Below are 18,394 nucleotides of genomic sequence, written 5' to 3'. Positions count from 1 at the left end.
CTATGATGAATTTACCATTCAATCGTCTTTCGAAAAGGATGCACATGGGGCTAATCAGTATATGGTTCAGTGGGATATTACAAGCCCAACAGCCCAATATCCTATGGATCACTTGCGAAGACATCAGCCCAGCGCTGTCCATGTATGGCGATTCTACAGCTCAAACCCCCAATTTAGATCGACTGGCAGCTGAAAGCACCATCTATACAGAGGCGTATGCGACAGTAGGTGTTTGTGCGCCTACACGCAGTTCGATCATCACTGGCATGTACCCCATTTCGATAGGCACGCAGCACATGCGTACTGGAAGAGATATGGCTGGGTGGGGAAGCCGGGATTATAGCTCGCCCTCTGAGGCTGTAGATGTCAATGGAGAGGCTATACCCCTGTATTCGGCCGTGATTCCCGCGAAGGTGAAATGTTTTACTGAGTATCTGCGCAAGGCCGGGTATTTCTGTACCAATAATCCCAAGACAGACTATCAATTTGCTGCGCCAGTCACCGCTTGGGATGAGAATGGATATCAGGCACATTGGAAGCACAGACGGGAAGGGCAACCGTTCTTTTCAGTGTTCAATATCAATGTAAGCCATGAGTCTTTCCTTTGGAAAAACAAGGACAAGCCGCTGACTGTAGACCCTGCCACAGTGCCTGTGCCCCCATATTTTCCTGACACGGAAACCGTGCGGAAAGATATCGCCAGAAACTATTCCAATATCGAATTGATGGATGCGCAAGTAGGTGTACTGATTGAAGAATTGGAAGCTGCTGGTTTGTTGGACAACACCATCATATTCTTTTTTAGCGACCACGGCGGCCCATTACCAAGAAGCAAAAGATTGCACTATGAGTCTGGCTTGAGGGTGCCACTGATGGTTCGCATGCCTGACGCATTGAAACAGAAGTATGACTATGACATGGTGTCTTTTGTGGACTTAGCGCCAACAGTGTTGGTGCTGGCCAATGTGGATGTACCTGATTATTTACAGGGGCAAGCCTTTATTGGAGGTCCGGTCGCACGACGAGAATTTATTTTTGGCTCTGGTGATCGCTTCGATGAATTCAGTGATCGGGTACGATCTGTGATCAGTAAGAACTATGTATATGTCAGAAATTTCTATCCCGAAAAACCAGCCTACAAGGATATCTCTTATCGCAAGCAAATTCCCATGATGGATGAATTGTTGGCTATGAATGCATCAGGAGAGTTGAATAAGAACCAGCAATACTGGTTTCGTCAGACGAAAACGAAAGAGGAATTTTACCTGAGGAAAGAGGATCCGTACAGTTTAAAAAATAGGATAAATGACCCCAAATATCAGACGCAAATCCAGTTTTTGCGCGGCGCCATGGATGAGTGGTTGACTGAAGCAAAGGATTTGGGGGCAATACCCGAAAAGGAGCTATTTCTAAAAATGTGGCCTGACGGTAAGCAGCCAAAAACACCAAAACCTTTAGTGAATGTAAAAAAGGGCAAGGTGGCCATTTATACCAAAGAGCCCGGAGCGTCTTTGGCTTACATCCTTTCGGATCACGAAATCGAACCTGACCTTGATTCGGGATGGCAGGTGTACACTCAGCCTGTTGATATTGATAAAGGACAATACTTATATACCCTGGCGGTCAGAATTGGCTATAAGGATAGTGACATAGTAATGATTGAAAAGTAAGAGAATATGAAAAAGCTATTAGTTGTAATCTTATATCTATTTTATTGTTCAACTTTTGCCCAACAGAAGAATGTGCTCATGATTGCCATTGATGATCTGAAGCCACTATTGACCAACTATGGCTACGACCAAATGCTCACGCCCAATATAGATCGGCTGGCAGCCATGGGTACCACGTTTACCAATGCATCTTGCCAGCAGGCAGTTTGTGCTCCTTCCAGAGCAAGTTTGTTGACTGGATTGTATCCTGATGCCACAGAGGTTTGGGATTTGAATACACTGATCAGAGACAAAAATCCAGATGTAGTCACGTTGCCACAGTATTTCAAAAACAACGGTTATGCCACCACTGGTGCGGGCAAACTATTTGATCCACGTTCGGTAGATGATGATTACGATGGAGTGTCCTGGTCGCAGGCCTATGTGCACTCCGTGGATGACGAATATTATGATGCTACTTGGGGAGACGGCTACTCGGGCTACCAAGATTCGCGAGTGCCAACAGATGACGCAGCCTACGAACAGTACTTGGCCGACAATGACATCACCAGTAGCAAAGATCAGAATGAAGCTGTCAAAATGTTTCCTTATGCCAAGCCCACTACGGAAGGATTAGACGTGCCTGACGATGCCTACAAGGATGGAGCCACCACCAATTATATCCTCGAAAAGATGGAGTCTTTGGCTTCCACCAATGAGCCATTTTTGCTAGTCTCTGGCTTTTCCAAGCCACATTTGCCATTCGTGGCACCAAAAAAATATTGGGATCTGTATGACCGTGAGGAGATCGAGCTAGCTACAGATCAAACGCAAGAGGCAAGTGTACCTGGCCTAGCCTGGCGCAACAATGGAGAAATGACCAATTCATACTCCGATGTGCCTTTGTTCAGTGATCGGGATTTGAACGAGGACGAACAGAAGAAATTGATTCACGGCTATATGGCCTGTGTGTCTTATGTAGATGCGCAGATTGGTCTACTGCTAGACAAATTGGATGACCTGAATCTCACTGAAAGCACAACTATCGTGCTCTGGGGAGATCACGGCTGGCACTTGGGCGATCACAACCAGTGGGGCAAGCATTCCAATCTGGAACAGGCCGTTCGCTCTCCCTTGATCATCTATGATCCAGATTATGGCGAAGGGGGAGTTACTTCAGCGTCTCCAGTAGAGTTGTTGGATATTTATCCTACGTTGAGTGAATTGACAGGGCTTGAAATTCCCGAATCATTACAAGGAAAATCTTTAGTTAAAATACTAGAGAACACCACAGATGAAGTGAGAGCAGCAGCTATGGCTCAATTTCATCGCAAGTCAGGTGGAGAGCCACACATGGGCTACACCTTGAGAGATCAACAATACAGATACACCAAATGGGTGAAGATGGACTATGAAAACGGCGAACGCTATGGAGAGGCCGTGGGATATCAGCTGTACGATTTGGACGCAGACCCTACAGAATCTCACAATCTGATCGGCAATAGTGAATATGATGATGTTGTGGATCAATTTGAGTTGGAATTTAAAAGAAGAAACGTGGCGCAGGCTACACCAAGTAGCTACTTGGAAGTGACCATCTGTGAAGGCACTTATACCTCGCCAGATGGATCAGAATACACTGAATCGGGACTCTATTCAAATACCTTGATGGCCACAAACGAAATGGACAGCATAATCACCATTAGCCTGACAGTAGAACCTTTGGAGATTCCTGAAATCTCCTTGTCTGAAGGAGCATTGAGCACTACGGCCGAGGGTGTAACCTATGGCTGGTGGAACTGCGATACGGAAAGTTTTGTGGAGGAAGAAACCAGTCAAACCTTTGTACCAGTAATCACTGGCAGCTATGCCGTACAAATTTCGAATGACGGCTGCTCTCAAAAATCTGTCTGCCAACAAGTAGAAGTCGAGGAAGAAACGATTCTAAATTTGGAATCTAAGGAATTAATTAGCGTGTACCCTGTGCCAGCGAAGGAAGGAGTTTTAAATATTAATTTTCAAAACATGAATGATGCCGTTACCCTCAGGTTAGTAAACTTGACTAGTAAAACGGTATTGAAACAGCATTTCACTCAAAAGAAATCCGTCAGTTTGGAAGGCCTCCCTTCAGGACTTTATATCCTTCAAATTCAAGCTGATCAATCTAGCCATACGAGCAAGGTGCTGGTGGAGTAGATTAGTACTAATCTGGATTGAAAACGCCAGCTTTTCAATTGCTATCTAATAAGCAAACGTATATCTTGGACTTCGCAATTGAGAAATAGCTCACTTAATTTGGATTATGACCGAAGAAACGAGAAATAAAATTGAAACGATATTAGAGAGTTGTGTTTCAAGAGCACTTGAAAGGACAGCTAACAACAAAACACACAGGCCTTTTCATGAATCTTTGCTGACTAAGGAATTGGTTAACGCTTCCTCATTCGAAAGATCCTTCTCCACCTCCTTCGGACAAGGACGAATTGAAGAAATTTCTCAGTTGATTGCAATAGACTCTGGACACGAATCGAAAAGACAAAAGGAAACACGGGTCAATGTCTTTAAAGGAGTGATAGATGAAATAGAAAGAATTTGTAGTAGCCTTAGGAGTGGTGAGAAAGCTCCCAATTGGAATCAAGAAATAAATAAACTACAAGCATATCAAAAGGGAGATACAGAAATTAGGAGGGTCATAACCGATTTATGGATTAAAAAGGATGGAATTGAAACATTTATTTCAATTAAGACAGTCAAACCAAATCTGGATCAAACGGAGATAGCTAAAAAGGATTTATTGCTATTGAAAGCCCATGACCCTGACTATCAAACATATTTTGGGCTATTCTATAATCCAGGAGGGCCTGAAAGGAAAGATTATAATTGGACAATACCCTCCAAAATTTTCAATATGAAGAATGATTCTGTTGTATTAATTGGGAAAGATTATTGGAATAGGCTCGGCGATTCAAACACTTACAAAGAACTCTTGGAAGTGTTCGCGGCTGTTGGTCAGCGAACTAGGAAAGAAATTTTGAGGTTAGGCTGACTCTATGGCTAAAGTCATATCAAAGTTTTCCTTCCACGAAACTTCATCAGTAAATTTATAACGGGAGTATTTGAAGTTTTTCAAGGTTCTGACTTCTTGATTTTGCATTAACTTTAATAATAACTTCCCTACGGCATAGCCTAGTCCTACGGGTACAGCATTTCCGATTTGCTTGTACTTATCCAGAAGGCTACCTTGGATTTCCCAATGGTCAGGAAACTCTTGAAGTTTCATGTATTCTTGCACACTTAGTGGTCTGTTTTCAACTGGGTGGCAAAGATCAGTAGCGGGCATTGCAGGGTGGGTGACCAAGGTAGGACTTGGTTCATTCCATTTCAATCTTCTCAAGAAGCCAGTTTTTCCTCCACCAGAATAAAATGATGCTCCCATAGCCTCCATTTGCAAATCTAAGGGTAAATTTTTCCAATTTTGTCCTTCAGCTAGCATGCGGTAATATCTCAATCGTTTCTCGGGGAACTCTAAATGTTCATGGGCCCCTTCAGGTATAGTTTTCACTGCATTTTTAAACGTTCTCCATTTCTTAAGTTCACCTTTCCCACTTTCATCATGAGTAGGTTCTAAATAAGGTGGTTTTTTTGAATCTCTTGAACAAATAATGATTACCCTTTCTCTTTTCTGTGGGGTTCCAAAGTTAGCTGCGTTGTATAGATTGAAACTGACACTGAACCCTGCCTTTCTCAATTTGTCAATAATGTAATTCAAGGCTCCTCCGGGTAATTCGTCAGTGGTTAATTCCCTAAACCCTTCGCCTCTTTCATTGTGAGTTCGGTGCTTTAAAGGAGCTGACAGTAGCCCTCTTACATTTTCAATCACTGCAAACCTTGGGTTCAACTCGATTATCATATCGATAAAAGTTAAAAAGACATTTCCTCTCTCGTCTTCAAATGCCTTTCTTTTGCCAGCTGTACTAAATGCTTGACATGGGGGGCCACCCACTACTAAATCAATATCTTCATCTGGCTTCAAACCTGAAACAAACCTAACTTCAGATGCCGAATATTCTCTAATATCTCCTATTAAGGCAATGTCTGGATCATTTTTGAGAATCGTCTTTCTACAGGCTTTATCAATTTCGCTTGCCAATAGGGTTTGAAATCCAGCCTTTTTCAGCCCAAGGTCCATACCCATGGCTCCGCTAAAAAAGCTTAATGCGATTGGTTTTGATTTGTCTTTCTTAGAAAACCCATAAACTGTTTGGTTCTCAGCAACTCCACAATGGGTTGAGCTAATTAGTTTATCAATTGATTTTTCATTAATTATCCATGTAGCTCCAATTTTTTCTGACACTAATTTCCCATCTCTGCAAAGATTTCTAACTTGTTGGGGACTTAGATTTAGTTTAACTGCTGCTTCTGAAACACTTAACATATGGTACTTAAATTACTTTCTTTAAGGAAAATTTATCAGGTACCCAAAAATAGAAAGTAAAACAACATACCACAAATAAAACGACTATTCTAAGAGCTAATTATTTTTTGTGTTTGAGTGAGATCAAAAAAAGACCACCCCATTCGGAGTAGTCTTTCGTCCTAATATACTAATAGTTTATTTCTTGCCCATATAAGCATCTACCTCCTGGCGCCAATTTTTGATCAAGGCCATCAGCTCTGCGCTTTTCTCAGGCATGGCTTTGGCCAGATTGTTTTGTTCTTCAGGATCTTTTGCAATGTTGTATAGCTCTACACGATTGGCTTCGTAGAAGTCTAGCAATTTGTAATCGCCTAGTCTTACGGCCGTATTGGCTCTGTCGCCAGTGCTCTTGGGTCTTGGTTTTGGCGAATGCCAAAATACCGGACGATTTTCATTTTGTGTATTTTTCGTGGTCAATGATGATGCAAAACTTACGCCGTCAAGGTGAGCCTCGTTTTCTAAAGGCAATCCTGTGAGCTCCAATAGCGTAGGAAAGTAGTCTGTACCCGTGACGACAGAAGAAGACTCACCCGCCTGTATCTGGCTCGGCCAGGCCACAAACATCGGGATCCGGACGCCACCTTCATAGTTGTGCCCTTTGCCAGCTCTCAGAGGAAGATTAGAAGTAGCTAATTTCCTTCCGTTGCCACGATTAGAAAGTCCACCATGATCGGAAGTGAATACCACTATGGTGTTTTCTTTCAAGTTCAATTCTTCCAGCAGATTCATGATTCGTCCAAAGCTTTCATCCATACTCTCCACCATTCCAGCATAGACTGGATTGTCTTGGCGCAATTTTGTTTCGCCAGTTGTTGGGTCTGAGGAAAACTCTGCTACTTCCTCTTCGCCATATAGCGTTCTGGCTTTTTTGCGGTACTTCTTGGTCTTTTCGACTTTGCTTTCAAATGGAGTATGCACCCCATAGTGGGAGAGATACACCAAAAATGGCTGATCTTTATTTTCTCTAATAAAAGCCTCCGTCTTATCTGTCAAGTGATCAGTCAGATAGTAACCCTCTGGTGCATCTTCCAGATTTTCTATGCTTTTCTCCTTGCCATTACCTTTGCCAGACTTTTGCACGTTGTAGGGCTGGAAGTAGGACTTTGGTGCGCCAGCATGTCCACCACCAAAATTGTAGTCAAACCCTTGGGTATCTGGATAAGATTCTGCTGAGGCCAAGTGCCATTTGCCGGCAAAGAACGTGGTATAACCAGCTGCCCTGAATGGCTCTGCAAGTGTTATAGCATCGTCGGTCAGGTCGCCCTCTCCTGGGCCAGGGCTATTGATCCTGGCCGGATACCTACCCGTAATCATCGCATACCTGGAGGGCACACATCTGGGGTGGGCGGCGTAGGCTTGGGAGAAAACCACGCCTTCTTTGGACGCCTTGTCGATATTTGGCGTTTCGTAGAATTTGGATTGCGCAAAACTCACATCATTCCATCCCATATCATCTACCAAAAAGAAAACCACATTGGGTTTTTGCTTTTGTGCAGTCGTAGGGCAGATGCCTATGGCCAGCATGCACACTAGCAGTACACTGGCGATTTTTTGAATGTATCTATTCATCATGATCTAATTTATTCTATTACTATCTTTTTATTTACCAATTGATTCTCAAATCCAATTCTCAGCAGATATACGCCTTGTGCCCAGGAAGAATCCAATGGTATTTCAAGTGGTTGACTGCTATAGGTATTTGAATAGAGGTGGTGCCCTTCCATGTTGTATAGCGCTACAGTGACCGTGCCAGATATTTTTTCACTCAGTTGAATTTTGATATCACTGTTGGAGACAGGGTTTGGATAAATTTTGATTTCTTCCTTTTGATTGCTGATTTCTCCTAGGATGATTTCTATTTCTTCTTCCTCTTGGGCTTCTTCTTCTGTGATAAAATGGGAGGTGAGATGGTAGTTTTCTGTTAATGAAATGGTTTTAGGATTTTCTTCACCAGGCGCTGTTCCTTCCCAATGTGAAAACACATAGCCATCAGCTGGTGTCGCGGTCAGCGTGATTTCTGAGTTGAGCAAATAGGTGCCATCCACTTCATTGATGGAACCCTCTCCGATCACTGAAGTGGTCAGCGTGGCATCTATCACGATTTCTTCTAAAACTTGCTGGACAGCATAGTACGCGGGTTTGGCTGTTCCCTCGGCATCAAACATGGCGGGTAAGCCCGCAGCCCCCTGGCCGTCACTATCACGTACCATCCACGCATTCCAAGTCACTACGCCACTGGGAGCTTTGGAAAGTACGGCCTCTACAACAGTGGCAAATACTTCTGCTTGGTTTTCGTTGCCGTCTCCATCTTCTATGTCCACGTCATTTTCCGTGACATGAAACTCCAGGTCATTGGCGTGCGCCCAATCGATCAAGTCTTCCAATTTGGAAATCACATCAGGAATATCCAAAAAGTCGGTTTCCAAATGGGCTTGCCAGCCAATGCCATCTACTCGAAGCCCGAGAGATTTCAAGTACAGCACGGTCGCTTTTGTCTTTTCCCACATGGGGTCTTCCATGTCGCCATGTTGGTTGTAAATCAATTTGATGTCTGGGGCATGCTCGCTGGCAATTTCGAAAGCCATACGAATGTATGAAGGAGGATTCAACCCGTCCTCAGTTTCATCGTAGCCAATCAATGGCCAGGGGTTTTCCCAAAGGTCAACACCTTCCTTAGGGCCAAACCAATTGCCATCCCGTTCCACGGTTTCATTGACAACATCCATCCATTTGATATTAGGATGGCCATTGAAGTGCTTGCAAAGCTCGGTCATGTATTCGGTCATGTTCGTTTCTAGTTCTGCAGCCGTACGTGAATCGTCTTTGGCCCATTTCGAAGCTTGCGGGCTTATGGGCGAGTGCATACGGATCACTTGTCCATTGAGCGCTGCACTGTCTGCCCATTGATCTGAAACTTCCCATCTCCATTTATCTGGTTCAGGGTGTATATATGATTGCTTGTAATCATTGGCTGGAGTGATGTAGCTAAACTCGCGGTTTAGAATTTCAAGTGAAGCCGTTCCGAACAGTTTGCCGTGCGTGGCACCTCCTATGTAGATTCTGTCATACACAAAGCGGTCTGCCGCGATTTCTCGCAAGCGTCTGCCTGTGGGTATTTCTAGCGTGGAGCCTTGTTCTTCAAAATATTCATACCCAAAAGCCCAATCATCAGCGTCATCTATTTTATGATCCCAATCTTCGCCATCTAGTTCGTAGCTGATGCTTTCTAGTTCATTGGCTGAAGAGCCAGCCCATTGCACGTCAAGGTCACGAAACCATATTTTACCCTCAGTGGAGCCAGAGGCAGGGGCGCCAAATACGATTCTTGTTTTCCATTCGCTAATGGACTTAAGGCTTTGGAAAGCTGAAATATCATTCGCATTGTTAGCGAAGGATACTTCTACCCAGTCTTCTCCAGGTATCACTGTACAGCTCGATCCATTTTTGTAAGGATGGTCTGTGGCCAGGTCGTCCCCGTTCAAATTGGGATATTTGGTGATCGACTGATCGTCCGCATCCAGGCCTACCATCTGAAAAGATACTTTTAGGTCAATGGTAATTTCAGACTTTACAAAAAACGAAACCTTGACCTCTTTATCTACTGAGAAATCAGGGTAATCGGAAAATTTGGAAATGTCTTCTTCGTTTTGATGGAAACTAGCCTCCCGGATGTTAGAACTGGAACCAGATATACTAGTCCAATCCGCATACATAGTGTTTTGTGCGAAACCGGAGAAACTAATCAGGTAAAAAGCTAAAAGGTAAAGGGTTCTTATGATCATAGACTTGATGGTCAGTTAAATACATTATTAAACAATCAAATCTATTTCCTTAATCTTCCTTTCAGGTTCGAAATTGGTTTTTTGAAGTTGGAATACTGTTAGCTGTGGTTTGCTATGGAAAATGAAATAGGCTATATCTTAAGAAGTATTGAAAAATGTCCCGTTTTGTAAAAATTCCGGTCGATTGATAGAATTCAAACCCTAAAAAACAGTTTTTAAACTGGATTGCGTGCTAAGATGGAAACCTTTGAGATGATCAAAAAACAGAACGCATGAAAACATTTCTACAACAACTTTTCATTTTATTGATAGTCCTGACTACTACTCAGGTTGGATATGCCCAGAGCGATATTGTCTACGGGTTTGATACAGATGAAGAAGGCTGGTCTAATATCGGAGGAAATACTTCCATTGCCGTAAGTGGCGGCCAATTGGTAATGGGTACCAGTTCTTCCCAAAACCGGCCAGGCATCAAACTCAATGGGCCATTGGGATTTTCGGATGTGATATACACACAAGTTGAAATTGTGGTACAAAACAATACTGCAATATATGAGGAACTGGAGTTCGTAGTTTTTGATACGGATGATTTCAATGTTGGCAATGGAGAGAAAGTAGTGTTTACCATTTCGACAGAAGATGCTAGCCCGCAGACCTACATTGTGGATATACCTATTAACTCTGACAATCAGGGCTACCTTAACCGAATTGGCATACGTCTCAATGAAACGGGCGTAAACGTAACGGACATGTTTGCCTTTGAATCGATTACCTTATTAGCGGAAACAGGAGATTATTTTGATTTAACAATAGATCAGACAGGTTATGGTACAGTGAGCCCGTCCACCAGCAACTTGCCCACAGGAGATGTGACCATCTATGCCAGCCCAGCTTTGGGATATGAGCTTTCGAGTTGGGGTGGAGATGGATCAGGCTCGGACAATCCGTATGTGTTCACCTTAGACGCAGCCAAAACTGTGACCGCCAACTTCACAGCAATTTCAAGCTTTAGCTACGACTGGACTTTTGGTACGGATGACGATCAAGAGGATTGGGTAGAAGCATCAGCCACAACAAGTGTGGCTAGTGATGTACTGACCATGTCGTTTGATGGCACGGGTACACCTAAAATAGTGCTAAGCGACTTAGGTATTCCTTCGGATGATTATCCGCAGTTAGAATTGATTGTGAAAAACAACACCACAGTCCTGGGAGACAATGATACCAATGCAGATGGCATGAGAATTGTCACGACCAATGATAATGCAGATACAAAATATATCAGATTTGATCATACTGCCAGCGATGCAGATTTTCAAACTTATACCATAGACTTAGCTGGAGGCAACTATACTGGATACATTACCAATTTAGAACTGCAGGGAATCAGGGATGGAAATCCTGGTAGCATTGAAGTGGAAAATATTAGATTGATTTCGGCCTTGCCCGAACATGCATTGACTACAGCCGCTACAGGTTATGGTTTAGTGGATGTAGCTTCAGGCACTTATCCAGAAGGAGATTTGGAAATTACAGCTACGCCAACCTTGGGACATGAATTTGTCAATTGGACAGGAGATGTGACCAGTACAGATAATCCACTCACACTGACTTTGGATGCGGACAAGAGCGTGACCGCTAATTTTTCACCTATTACTGATTACACGTATGAGTGGGAATTTGATACAGATGATGACACGGAGGGCTGGACAACCACTACCAATGCCACGGCTACTGTAGCTAGTGGTGTAGTCAATCTTGCGTTTGATGGGTCGGGCAGACCTAAGCTGATTTTTGATGCTTTGGCTCTGGTAGCCGACGACTATCCATTTATGGAAGTGACTGTCAAAAACAATACGGCCGTAGACAGTGAGTCTGGTGATGGCATGAGAGTAGCGACTTATAACGGGACAGATTTCGCCTTTACATTTTTTGATCACAGTGCTAGTGATGTAGAGTTTCACACCTACACCATCGATTTGCGAACAGCCAAATACAATGGTATCATTCAGCAAATCGAAGTACATGGTATACACGGAGCTACTGTCGGAAATGTCGACATTGATCGTGTCAGGTTGTTGCAGAAGGCTGATCAGACCATCACCTTCGAAGCGTTAGATGAAGCTTTTGTGGGGCAAGACCCTTTTGAGCTGACAGCTACGGCTAGCTCCAGTTTGGAAGTGACTTATGCCAGTGGAAATACTGATGTAGCTACTGTTTCTGGAAGTACCGTGACTATTGTTGGCGAAGGCACTGCCGTGATCACTGCATCACAGGTAGGTGATGACTTATACAATGCGGCTACAGACGTAGAGCAGACCCTGACGGTTAGCACGGTTGACCTCTGGGCACTGGTTGTCTCACAAAGTGGATATGGTACTGTGGATATAGCCTCTGGAAGTTACCCGGAAGGTGATATTGATTTAACGGCAGCATCTGTTTTTGGTCACGAGTTTGTGAACTGGACTGGTGATGTAACTAGTACAGACAATCCACTGACCTTGACTTTGGATGCGGATAAAGGCATTACTGCCAATTTTTCTCCTACCCTCGATTTTGTGTACGACTGGGGCTTTGACACAGATGATGATATGGAAGACTGGATCAATCAATCGGCTGACGTTACCGTGGAGGGAGGACTAGCAACTATGGCTATTTCAGGAAATGTGCCAAAAGTGGTAAGAACCGGATTGGCGATACCTACAGAGAATTATCCTGTAATCTCCGTTCGTTTAAAAAATAACACTGCTGTAGACGGTACAGACGGCTCTACTTGTATGAGAATAGCCACAGGAATCAGTGGTGAAAGTGGTTACAACTATTACAACTTTGACGAGACAGTGGTCCCAATTCCTGATGGAGAGTATGAAATATATAATATTATTTTAGGCGAACGGACCAGCTATACTGGCTTTTTAGAAGAGATTCAATTTATTGGCCCGAGACAGCTGGATTTAGAAGACCCTGATGTGCTGGCTACTGCCAGTGTGGTGATCGATTATATCAAATTGTCTACCATGGCAGATCAATTCATAGACGTTACGGCTGTAGACGCTTATGTTGGCGGTTTGCCCGTAGAGCTTCCGTCTACTTCTAATGCTGGATTGGAAATTACTTATGAAAGTTCAAATACGAGTGTAGCAACTGTAGAAGGAAATATTTTGACTATCGTGGCCACGGAGGCTGCAACAGCAGAAATAACAGCAAATCAGGCCGGAAACGAATATTATAATGCAGCACCTGAAGTGACCGTAGCACTAAATGTAACAGTCACTGATTTGTATGATCTGACCATCACCAAAACGGGTGCTGGTTTGGTTGATGTGGCAACAGGAACTTACCCAACAGGAGAAATGACCCTAGAGGCGACCAGTGTGCTTGGCTACGAATTTAGCAGCTGGACAGGAGATGTGATCAGCACGGACAATCCGCTAACCATTAACTTGACTACTGATCTAGCCATTGAAGCTATTTTTACCAGGGACGAATCATTTTCGTTCGAGTGGAATTTTGATACAGATGACGACATGGAGGGCTGGGTAACCAATTCAAATGCAGAGGCGACTGTATCAGGTGGAGTCCTCACCATGAACATCACAGGCAATGCACCTAAAATCGAATATTATGATTTGGGTATAGACCCAGATGATTATGTCATGATGGAAATCAGTTTACAAAACAATACTGGCGTAGGGCCTGATGATGGATCAAGTACAAACATGAGGATTGCCTACGATCCTTATGATCCTACTGAAGATCCAGAACCAGGTTTCAAATATTACAATATAGATGGCACGGCCAACGACGCGGATCAGGTGGTCTATCAGATTCCACTAGCTGATCAAGCCAATTACAGAAATGTAGATTTCATTGAAGCCTTGGGCTTTGTGGGGCCACGTCAGCAAGGGTCTGGAACCGTCGTTATTGACTATATCAAATTGCTGCCAAAGCAATCACAAAGTATCACCTTTGATGAGCTGGTAGCAGTTGCAGAAGGAGATGCTGCATTTAACCTGACTGCTTCTGCCAGTTCAGGATTGGATGTGACTTATAGCAGCTCCAACCTGGATGTAGCCACAGTGGATGGTCATACAGTGACTATTGTAGGCGCGGGTACTACTGAAATCACAGCCTCGCAAGAAGGAGATTATATCTATCTGGCTGCTGAGGATCAAGTACAGACCTTAACGGTCAATGGCGAAAAGTTGGATCAAGTCATTACGATATCAACAATAAGCGACCAGTGGAATACTCGAACAGAGTCTATCAATATTGAAGCTTCAACGAATTCTAGCTTGACATTAGATTATGATGTGACCGGCCCAGCAACTTTAACTGGATCAGCTTTGACCCTCACTGGTGAATTGGGAACTGTGACAGTATCAGTTTCACAAGAAGGAGATGACACCTACAAGAGTGCCAGTGAAAGCATTTCGTTTGATGTGGTGTCTTGTGCTGAGGTTACTTTGTCCTTGGCGACAACTCATATCTCATGTTTTGGGTCTGATGATGGAGCCATTGATTTGACCGTGAATGGTCCGGAAGGATATGCCGTAAGCTGGTCATCTGGATCAGATGCGGAAGATGTTTCTGCGCTCAGTCCTGGCGAATACACAGCTATAGTGACTTATGAGGGTGGCTGTAGCCTGACGGAATCTGTGACTTTGACTTCTCCTGTAGCGCTGACCGTGGAGGCAGATGTCACGGATGGTGAGATAGCCTTGACAGTAGCAGGTGGCACCTCTCCCTATTCATTTGATTGGAGCCATGGAGTCACTTCGCAGAATGTGTCAGGCCTATCGGCAGGGGAGTACACGGTAGCGATCACTGATGAGAATGGATGTGAGGTTTCAGGCACCTATATGGTAGAAACTACCGTTACGGCGGTTTCTCCTAACGATTTTGAATTTACTGTTTCAGTTTTTCCTAATCCAGTTTCTGAATACTTGACTCTTAATTCAAACCTTGAAAATATACAATTGAACATTGAGGTGCTTGATATGTCAGGAAAATTACTGATGAGCAAAGAAGTGAATGACAATAATCATCAATTGTCTCTTGGACAACTCCAAGCTGGGCAGTATTTACTGAAAATTTCTACTCGGAATAATAGTATGGTTCACCATGTGATTAAGCGATAAATTGGGCATTACTATGGTGAATTCACAAATAGATTGAGAGGATAGGGACGAACTTTCTTCATAGTCCATTGAAGACTATTTGTCAATTTAATCATTAGGTTATTGCAAATGGGTGTAATATTTGGTAACTGGTATGGACGGAAAATTCATTGATGTGTATTTAGTTATTCAGTCAAAACAAATTTTCCAAATGTCTCTGGAATATGAAAATCAGGTTCAGAAGTGTTTGGATCTATCCAACTCATCCATTTGAATCCCTCTTCTAAATCTCCAGGTTTGATGCAATTGGCTCTATAGAGCCCAGTGATGATTGCTGCATCATTCAATAGCTTCAATTGTTTTAAGGAGCTAATGGTTATTTTGCCTGATACTGTGTACCCTTTATCATTCAAATTAGATTCAATCACAAGATTTGGCCAAGACCAGTTGAAATCTAAATTTCGGTAATGGGAGGATTGGAAATCCATTACTTGACCTATAGCATCTATTTCCAAACAATAGTATTTGGATAATTCAGCATCTGTGGAGAAAAAAAGCTCAATTCGATCGTGATGGTTGATTTCTTCCTTGTTTTTATCAATGGGTTTGGTGAATATGTTTTTATCCACAGCGTCATATTTGAAGTACAAGTAATTAGAATCCCAGAGCGCCCTGAAAGTAGTTTTTGGCGCTTTTTCGTTTTCCCAGGGATAGCTGAAATCAGTGAGTAATTCTGCAGTGTGCCAAGGAACGGTGGATAATGAAGCTGGGAATTTATTGACCTGATAGGTTTTCATAATAAAGAAAGTTATAGGCTTAAATCAGCTATTTGTTGTTTGACCATTTCAAAAATTTTATTCGCCTTTTCTTCTGTGTCAGATTCGGTATAAATCCTGATGATGGGTTCAGTGTTTGATTTTCGAATATGCGCCCATTCCGTACCAAAAATGATCTTGAGACCGTCTTCTGTGTTAAGCTTTTCATCTTTGAATACCTCTTTTAGGTTGTCGAGCAACTGATCCGCATCTAGTGCTGGAGTAAGTTCAATCTTATGCTTGGCAATAAATGAGGGAGGGGCAGCAGCCTTTAATTCAGATACTTTCTGTTTGCTACTTGCGAGATAGGAGAGAAATAAGGCTATTCCAACTAGTGAATCTCTGCCATAGTGCAACTCTGGGTAGATAATCCCTCCATTTCCCTCACCACCAATGACGGCACTTACTTCTTTCATTTTTTCAACCACGTTGACTTCGCCCACTGCCGAATCGTATCTGAGTTCACCATATTTTTCAGCAATAGTCCCCAGTGCAGCAGACGATGACATATTGGAAACCACAGCCCCAGGTGTATGAGAAAGGACATAATCTGCAATAAGTACGAGTGTATATTCCTCTCCAATAAAGTCTCCTTGTTCATCAATAATGGCCAGACGATCCACATCTGGATCCACCACAAACCCAACATCGTAAGAAGCAGTTCTAATCAGATTGCAAATATCTGTCAGATGTTCAGGAAGAGGTTCGGGGTTGTGAGGAAAGCGGCCTGAAGGATCACAATACAGTTCCTCTATTTGGCTCACTCCTAAGGCTCTTAGCAGTTTGGGTATGGCAATACCACCAGTAGAATTAACGGCATCTATGGCTACCTTAAAGTTCGTTTTTTTGATAGCTTCTACATTTACCAATGGTAGGGCTAAAATATCCTCAATATGTAGATCTATATACTCATCCGCTTTTTGAATAGTCCCAAGTTCCAGCACTTCCGAGTAGTCAATGTTGGCCGCTTCTGCCAAATCAATGATTTCTTTTCCATCACTTGCTGATAAGAATTCACCTTTTTCATTCAGGAGTTTTAAGGCGTTCCATTGGATAGGATTGTGGCTGGCAGTGACTATGATACCGCCCGCAGCAGATTCTTTTGGTACAGCAATCTCTACTGTAGGAGTAGTGGATAATCCAAGGTCAATCACATCAATACCGAGCCCTACGAGTGTGTTAGAAATGAGGTTGCTTACCATTTCGCCAGAGAGCCTTGCATCTCTGCCTATCACTACTTTGATTCGGTCAGTACTTTGGTTTTTGAGCCATTGCCCATAGGCTGAAGCAAATTTTATAATATCCACAGGCGTTAAGTTTTCTCCTGGTTGTCCTCCTATGGTACCTCTTATTCCGGAAATCGATTTGATTAAAGTCATGTCTCTTGTCTATGTGAAAGGATATTTTCTTTTGTGATGATATCGATGGGTAACGTTGTTTTTTTCTTCATTTTTTTGTCAAACACCAGGTGCTCGCCTATTTGCATGGCAGACAGAAAAGCCTGTTGTTTCGCATTTTGATAAATGAGAAAGTCAATAATGCCTTCAGAAAGAAAGCTTGCATTTTTATCTATCAAATCATACCCGACCAGTTTATGAGGCAACTCATGATGGCTTAGGTATTGAGCAACTTTGTAACCCTTAGAGGTGGTCACAAATATTCCTTTAGTGTCTGGGAAGGAGCTGAAAATGGTATCCAGGTGGTCATGCAATTGCCCCTCTTCTTTTTCCGTCAGGTTTAGAGCTGTCAGCCTCCATCCTGTGATGTGGTCTTGATCAAAATAATCACGAAATCCAGCCTCTTTTTCCTGCATGTGCATGGCATTGGAGATGTTCTCATCGAAGTGTATGATAAGGATGGTGCCTCCTTGGTCGCTCATGCATTTATGCAACAAGCCTGCTGCCACACGCCCACTTTGCACTAAATCTTGACCAATAAATGAGGCGAATGATGAGGAAGGTAGAAATGTGTTGAAATTGATGCAGGGGATGGCTTTCGTTTCGCATTGGGCAATGAATGCAATAGATTCCTGATGAAAAAACGGGGCCATCACCAGACCAGCTGGCTGACTTTCTAAAACAAGTTGGCTAACAGTTCCAAAGTCTTTAGGACTCTTTTGATCAAAGTAAAAATATTCAAAGCCTACATTATACATGGACAACTCCTTTGCTGCCTGATCAATGCCGATCTTGGCATCTTCCCAATAGACATCTTTTTCTACAGAGGGCATCAGTACAGCAATTCTAAATTCCTTTGAACTACTGAGAGCTTTGGCAATGACATTGGGCTGGTAGTCTATCTCTTCGAGTACCTTCAGTACCTTATTTCGGGCTGTTTCTGACACCTTGCCGCGATTGTGTATGACACGATCAACCGTTCCTCTCGACACATTGGCCAGTTGAGCAATGTCTTTAGATGTATATCGGATTTTTTTCATAAGGCCAATTTGCGGCGACATTATTTAGGGAACAAGTTTCAGCGTGCTAAAATTTATTGTTCACGAGAACAAATATAATGTTCACGTGAACAAATTCCAATTTCGCTTGCTTTT

The 18,394-nt window shown here is 43.0% G+C and carries 10 protein-coding genes; 4 read left to right on the top strand and 6 right to left on the bottom strand.

Features of this window, described 5'->3' with window-relative positions; translation table 11 throughout:
- Nucleotides 1-2 precede the first annotated feature (2 nt).
- The 3 genes from B9A58_RS08355 (at nt 3) to B9A58_RS08345 (ending at nt 4,695) form a co-directional block, all read left to right on the top strand.
- The gene (locus B9A58_RS08355; RefSeq protein WP_245827038.1) at nt 3-1,670 is read left to right on the top strand and encodes a sulfatase family protein; all 1,668 of its coding nucleotides are present in this window, start codon (nt 3-5) and stop codon (nt 1,668-1,670) included.
- A gap of 6 nt (nt 1,671-1,676) precedes the next feature.
- Nucleotides 1,677-3,845 (top strand): sulfatase-like hydrolase/transferase, encoded by a 2,169-nt coding sequence (locus B9A58_RS08350; RefSeq protein WP_084372252.1) that lies wholly within the window; start codon nt 1,677-1,679, stop codon nt 3,843-3,845.
- A gap of 106 nt (nt 3,846-3,951) precedes the next feature.
- A complete protein-coding gene (locus B9A58_RS08345) occupies nt 3,952-4,695 on the top strand; it encodes a TdeIII family type II restriction endonuclease (protein ID WP_084372250.1) in 744 nt (247 codons plus the stop codon).
- Here B9A58_RS08345 and B9A58_RS08340 read toward each other — a convergent pair.
- The 3 genes from B9A58_RS08340 to B9A58_RS08330 all read right to left on the bottom strand — a co-directional run bounded on the left by B9A58_RS08340 (nt 4,687) and on the right by B9A58_RS08330 (nt 9,908).
- Nucleotides 4,687-6,084 carry a DNA cytosine methyltransferase gene (locus B9A58_RS08340; protein ID WP_084372248.1) on the bottom strand — a complete coding sequence of 466 codons (1,398 nt, stop codon included), beginning with the start codon at nt 6,082-6,084 and terminating at the stop codon, nt 4,687-4,689. The genes B9A58_RS08345 and B9A58_RS08340 overlap by 9 nt on opposite strands.
- A 177-nt stretch (nt 6,085-6,261) precedes the next feature.
- A complete protein-coding gene (locus B9A58_RS08335) occupies nt 6,262-7,698 on the bottom strand; it encodes a sulfatase (protein WP_084372246.1) in 1,437 nt (478 codons plus the stop codon).
- Nucleotides 7,699-7,706: 8 nt separating this feature from the next.
- Nucleotides 7,707-9,908, bottom strand: coding sequence for an endo-1,4-beta-xylanase (locus B9A58_RS08330; protein ID WP_084372244.1), 2,202 nt, complete (start codon nt 9,906-9,908; stop codon nt 7,707-7,709).
- Between the two features lie 272 nt (nt 9,909-10,180).
- Here B9A58_RS08330 and B9A58_RS08325 point away from each other — a divergent pair, with 272 nt between their 5' ends.
- The gene (locus B9A58_RS08325) at nt 10,181-15,049 is read left to right on the top strand and encodes an InlB B-repeat-containing protein (protein ID WP_084372242.1); all 4,869 of its coding nucleotides are present in this window, start codon (nt 10,181-10,183) and stop codon (nt 15,047-15,049) included.
- Between the two features lie 164 nt (nt 15,050-15,213).
- On the opposite strand, the gene B9A58_RS08320 is transcribed toward B9A58_RS08325, so the two are convergent.
- The 3 genes from B9A58_RS08320 to B9A58_RS08310 are packed head-to-tail and all read right to left on the bottom strand — an operon-like array spanning nt 15,214 to nt 18,280.
- Entirely contained in the window at nt 15,214-15,825 is a 612-nt protein-coding gene (locus B9A58_RS08320) for a carbohydrate-binding family 9-like protein (RefSeq protein WP_084372240.1), read from the bottom strand.
- Nucleotides 15,826-15,836: 11 nt separating this feature from the next.
- A complete protein-coding gene (gene glmM / locus B9A58_RS08315; protein WP_084372238.1) occupies nt 15,837-17,222 on the bottom strand; it encodes a phosphoglucosamine mutase in 1,386 nt (461 codons plus the stop codon).
- Complete coding sequence (locus B9A58_RS08310; RefSeq protein ID WP_176214724.1) at nt 17,219-18,280, bottom strand: LacI family DNA-binding transcriptional regulator; 1,062 nt, start codon at nt 18,278-18,280, stop codon at nt 17,219-17,221. Before B9A58_RS08310 ends, glmM begins: the two co-directional genes overlap by 4 nt.
- Nucleotides 18,281-18,394 lie beyond the last annotated feature (114 nt).

Origin of the sequence: Reichenbachiella faecimaris (assembly GCF_900176375.1) — a bacterium.
GTDB classification, from domain to species: domain Bacteria; phylum Bacteroidota; class Bacteroidia; order Cytophagales; family Cyclobacteriaceae; genus Reichenbachiella; species Reichenbachiella faecimaris.
This window is presented reverse-complemented; position numbering and strand designations above follow the sequence as displayed.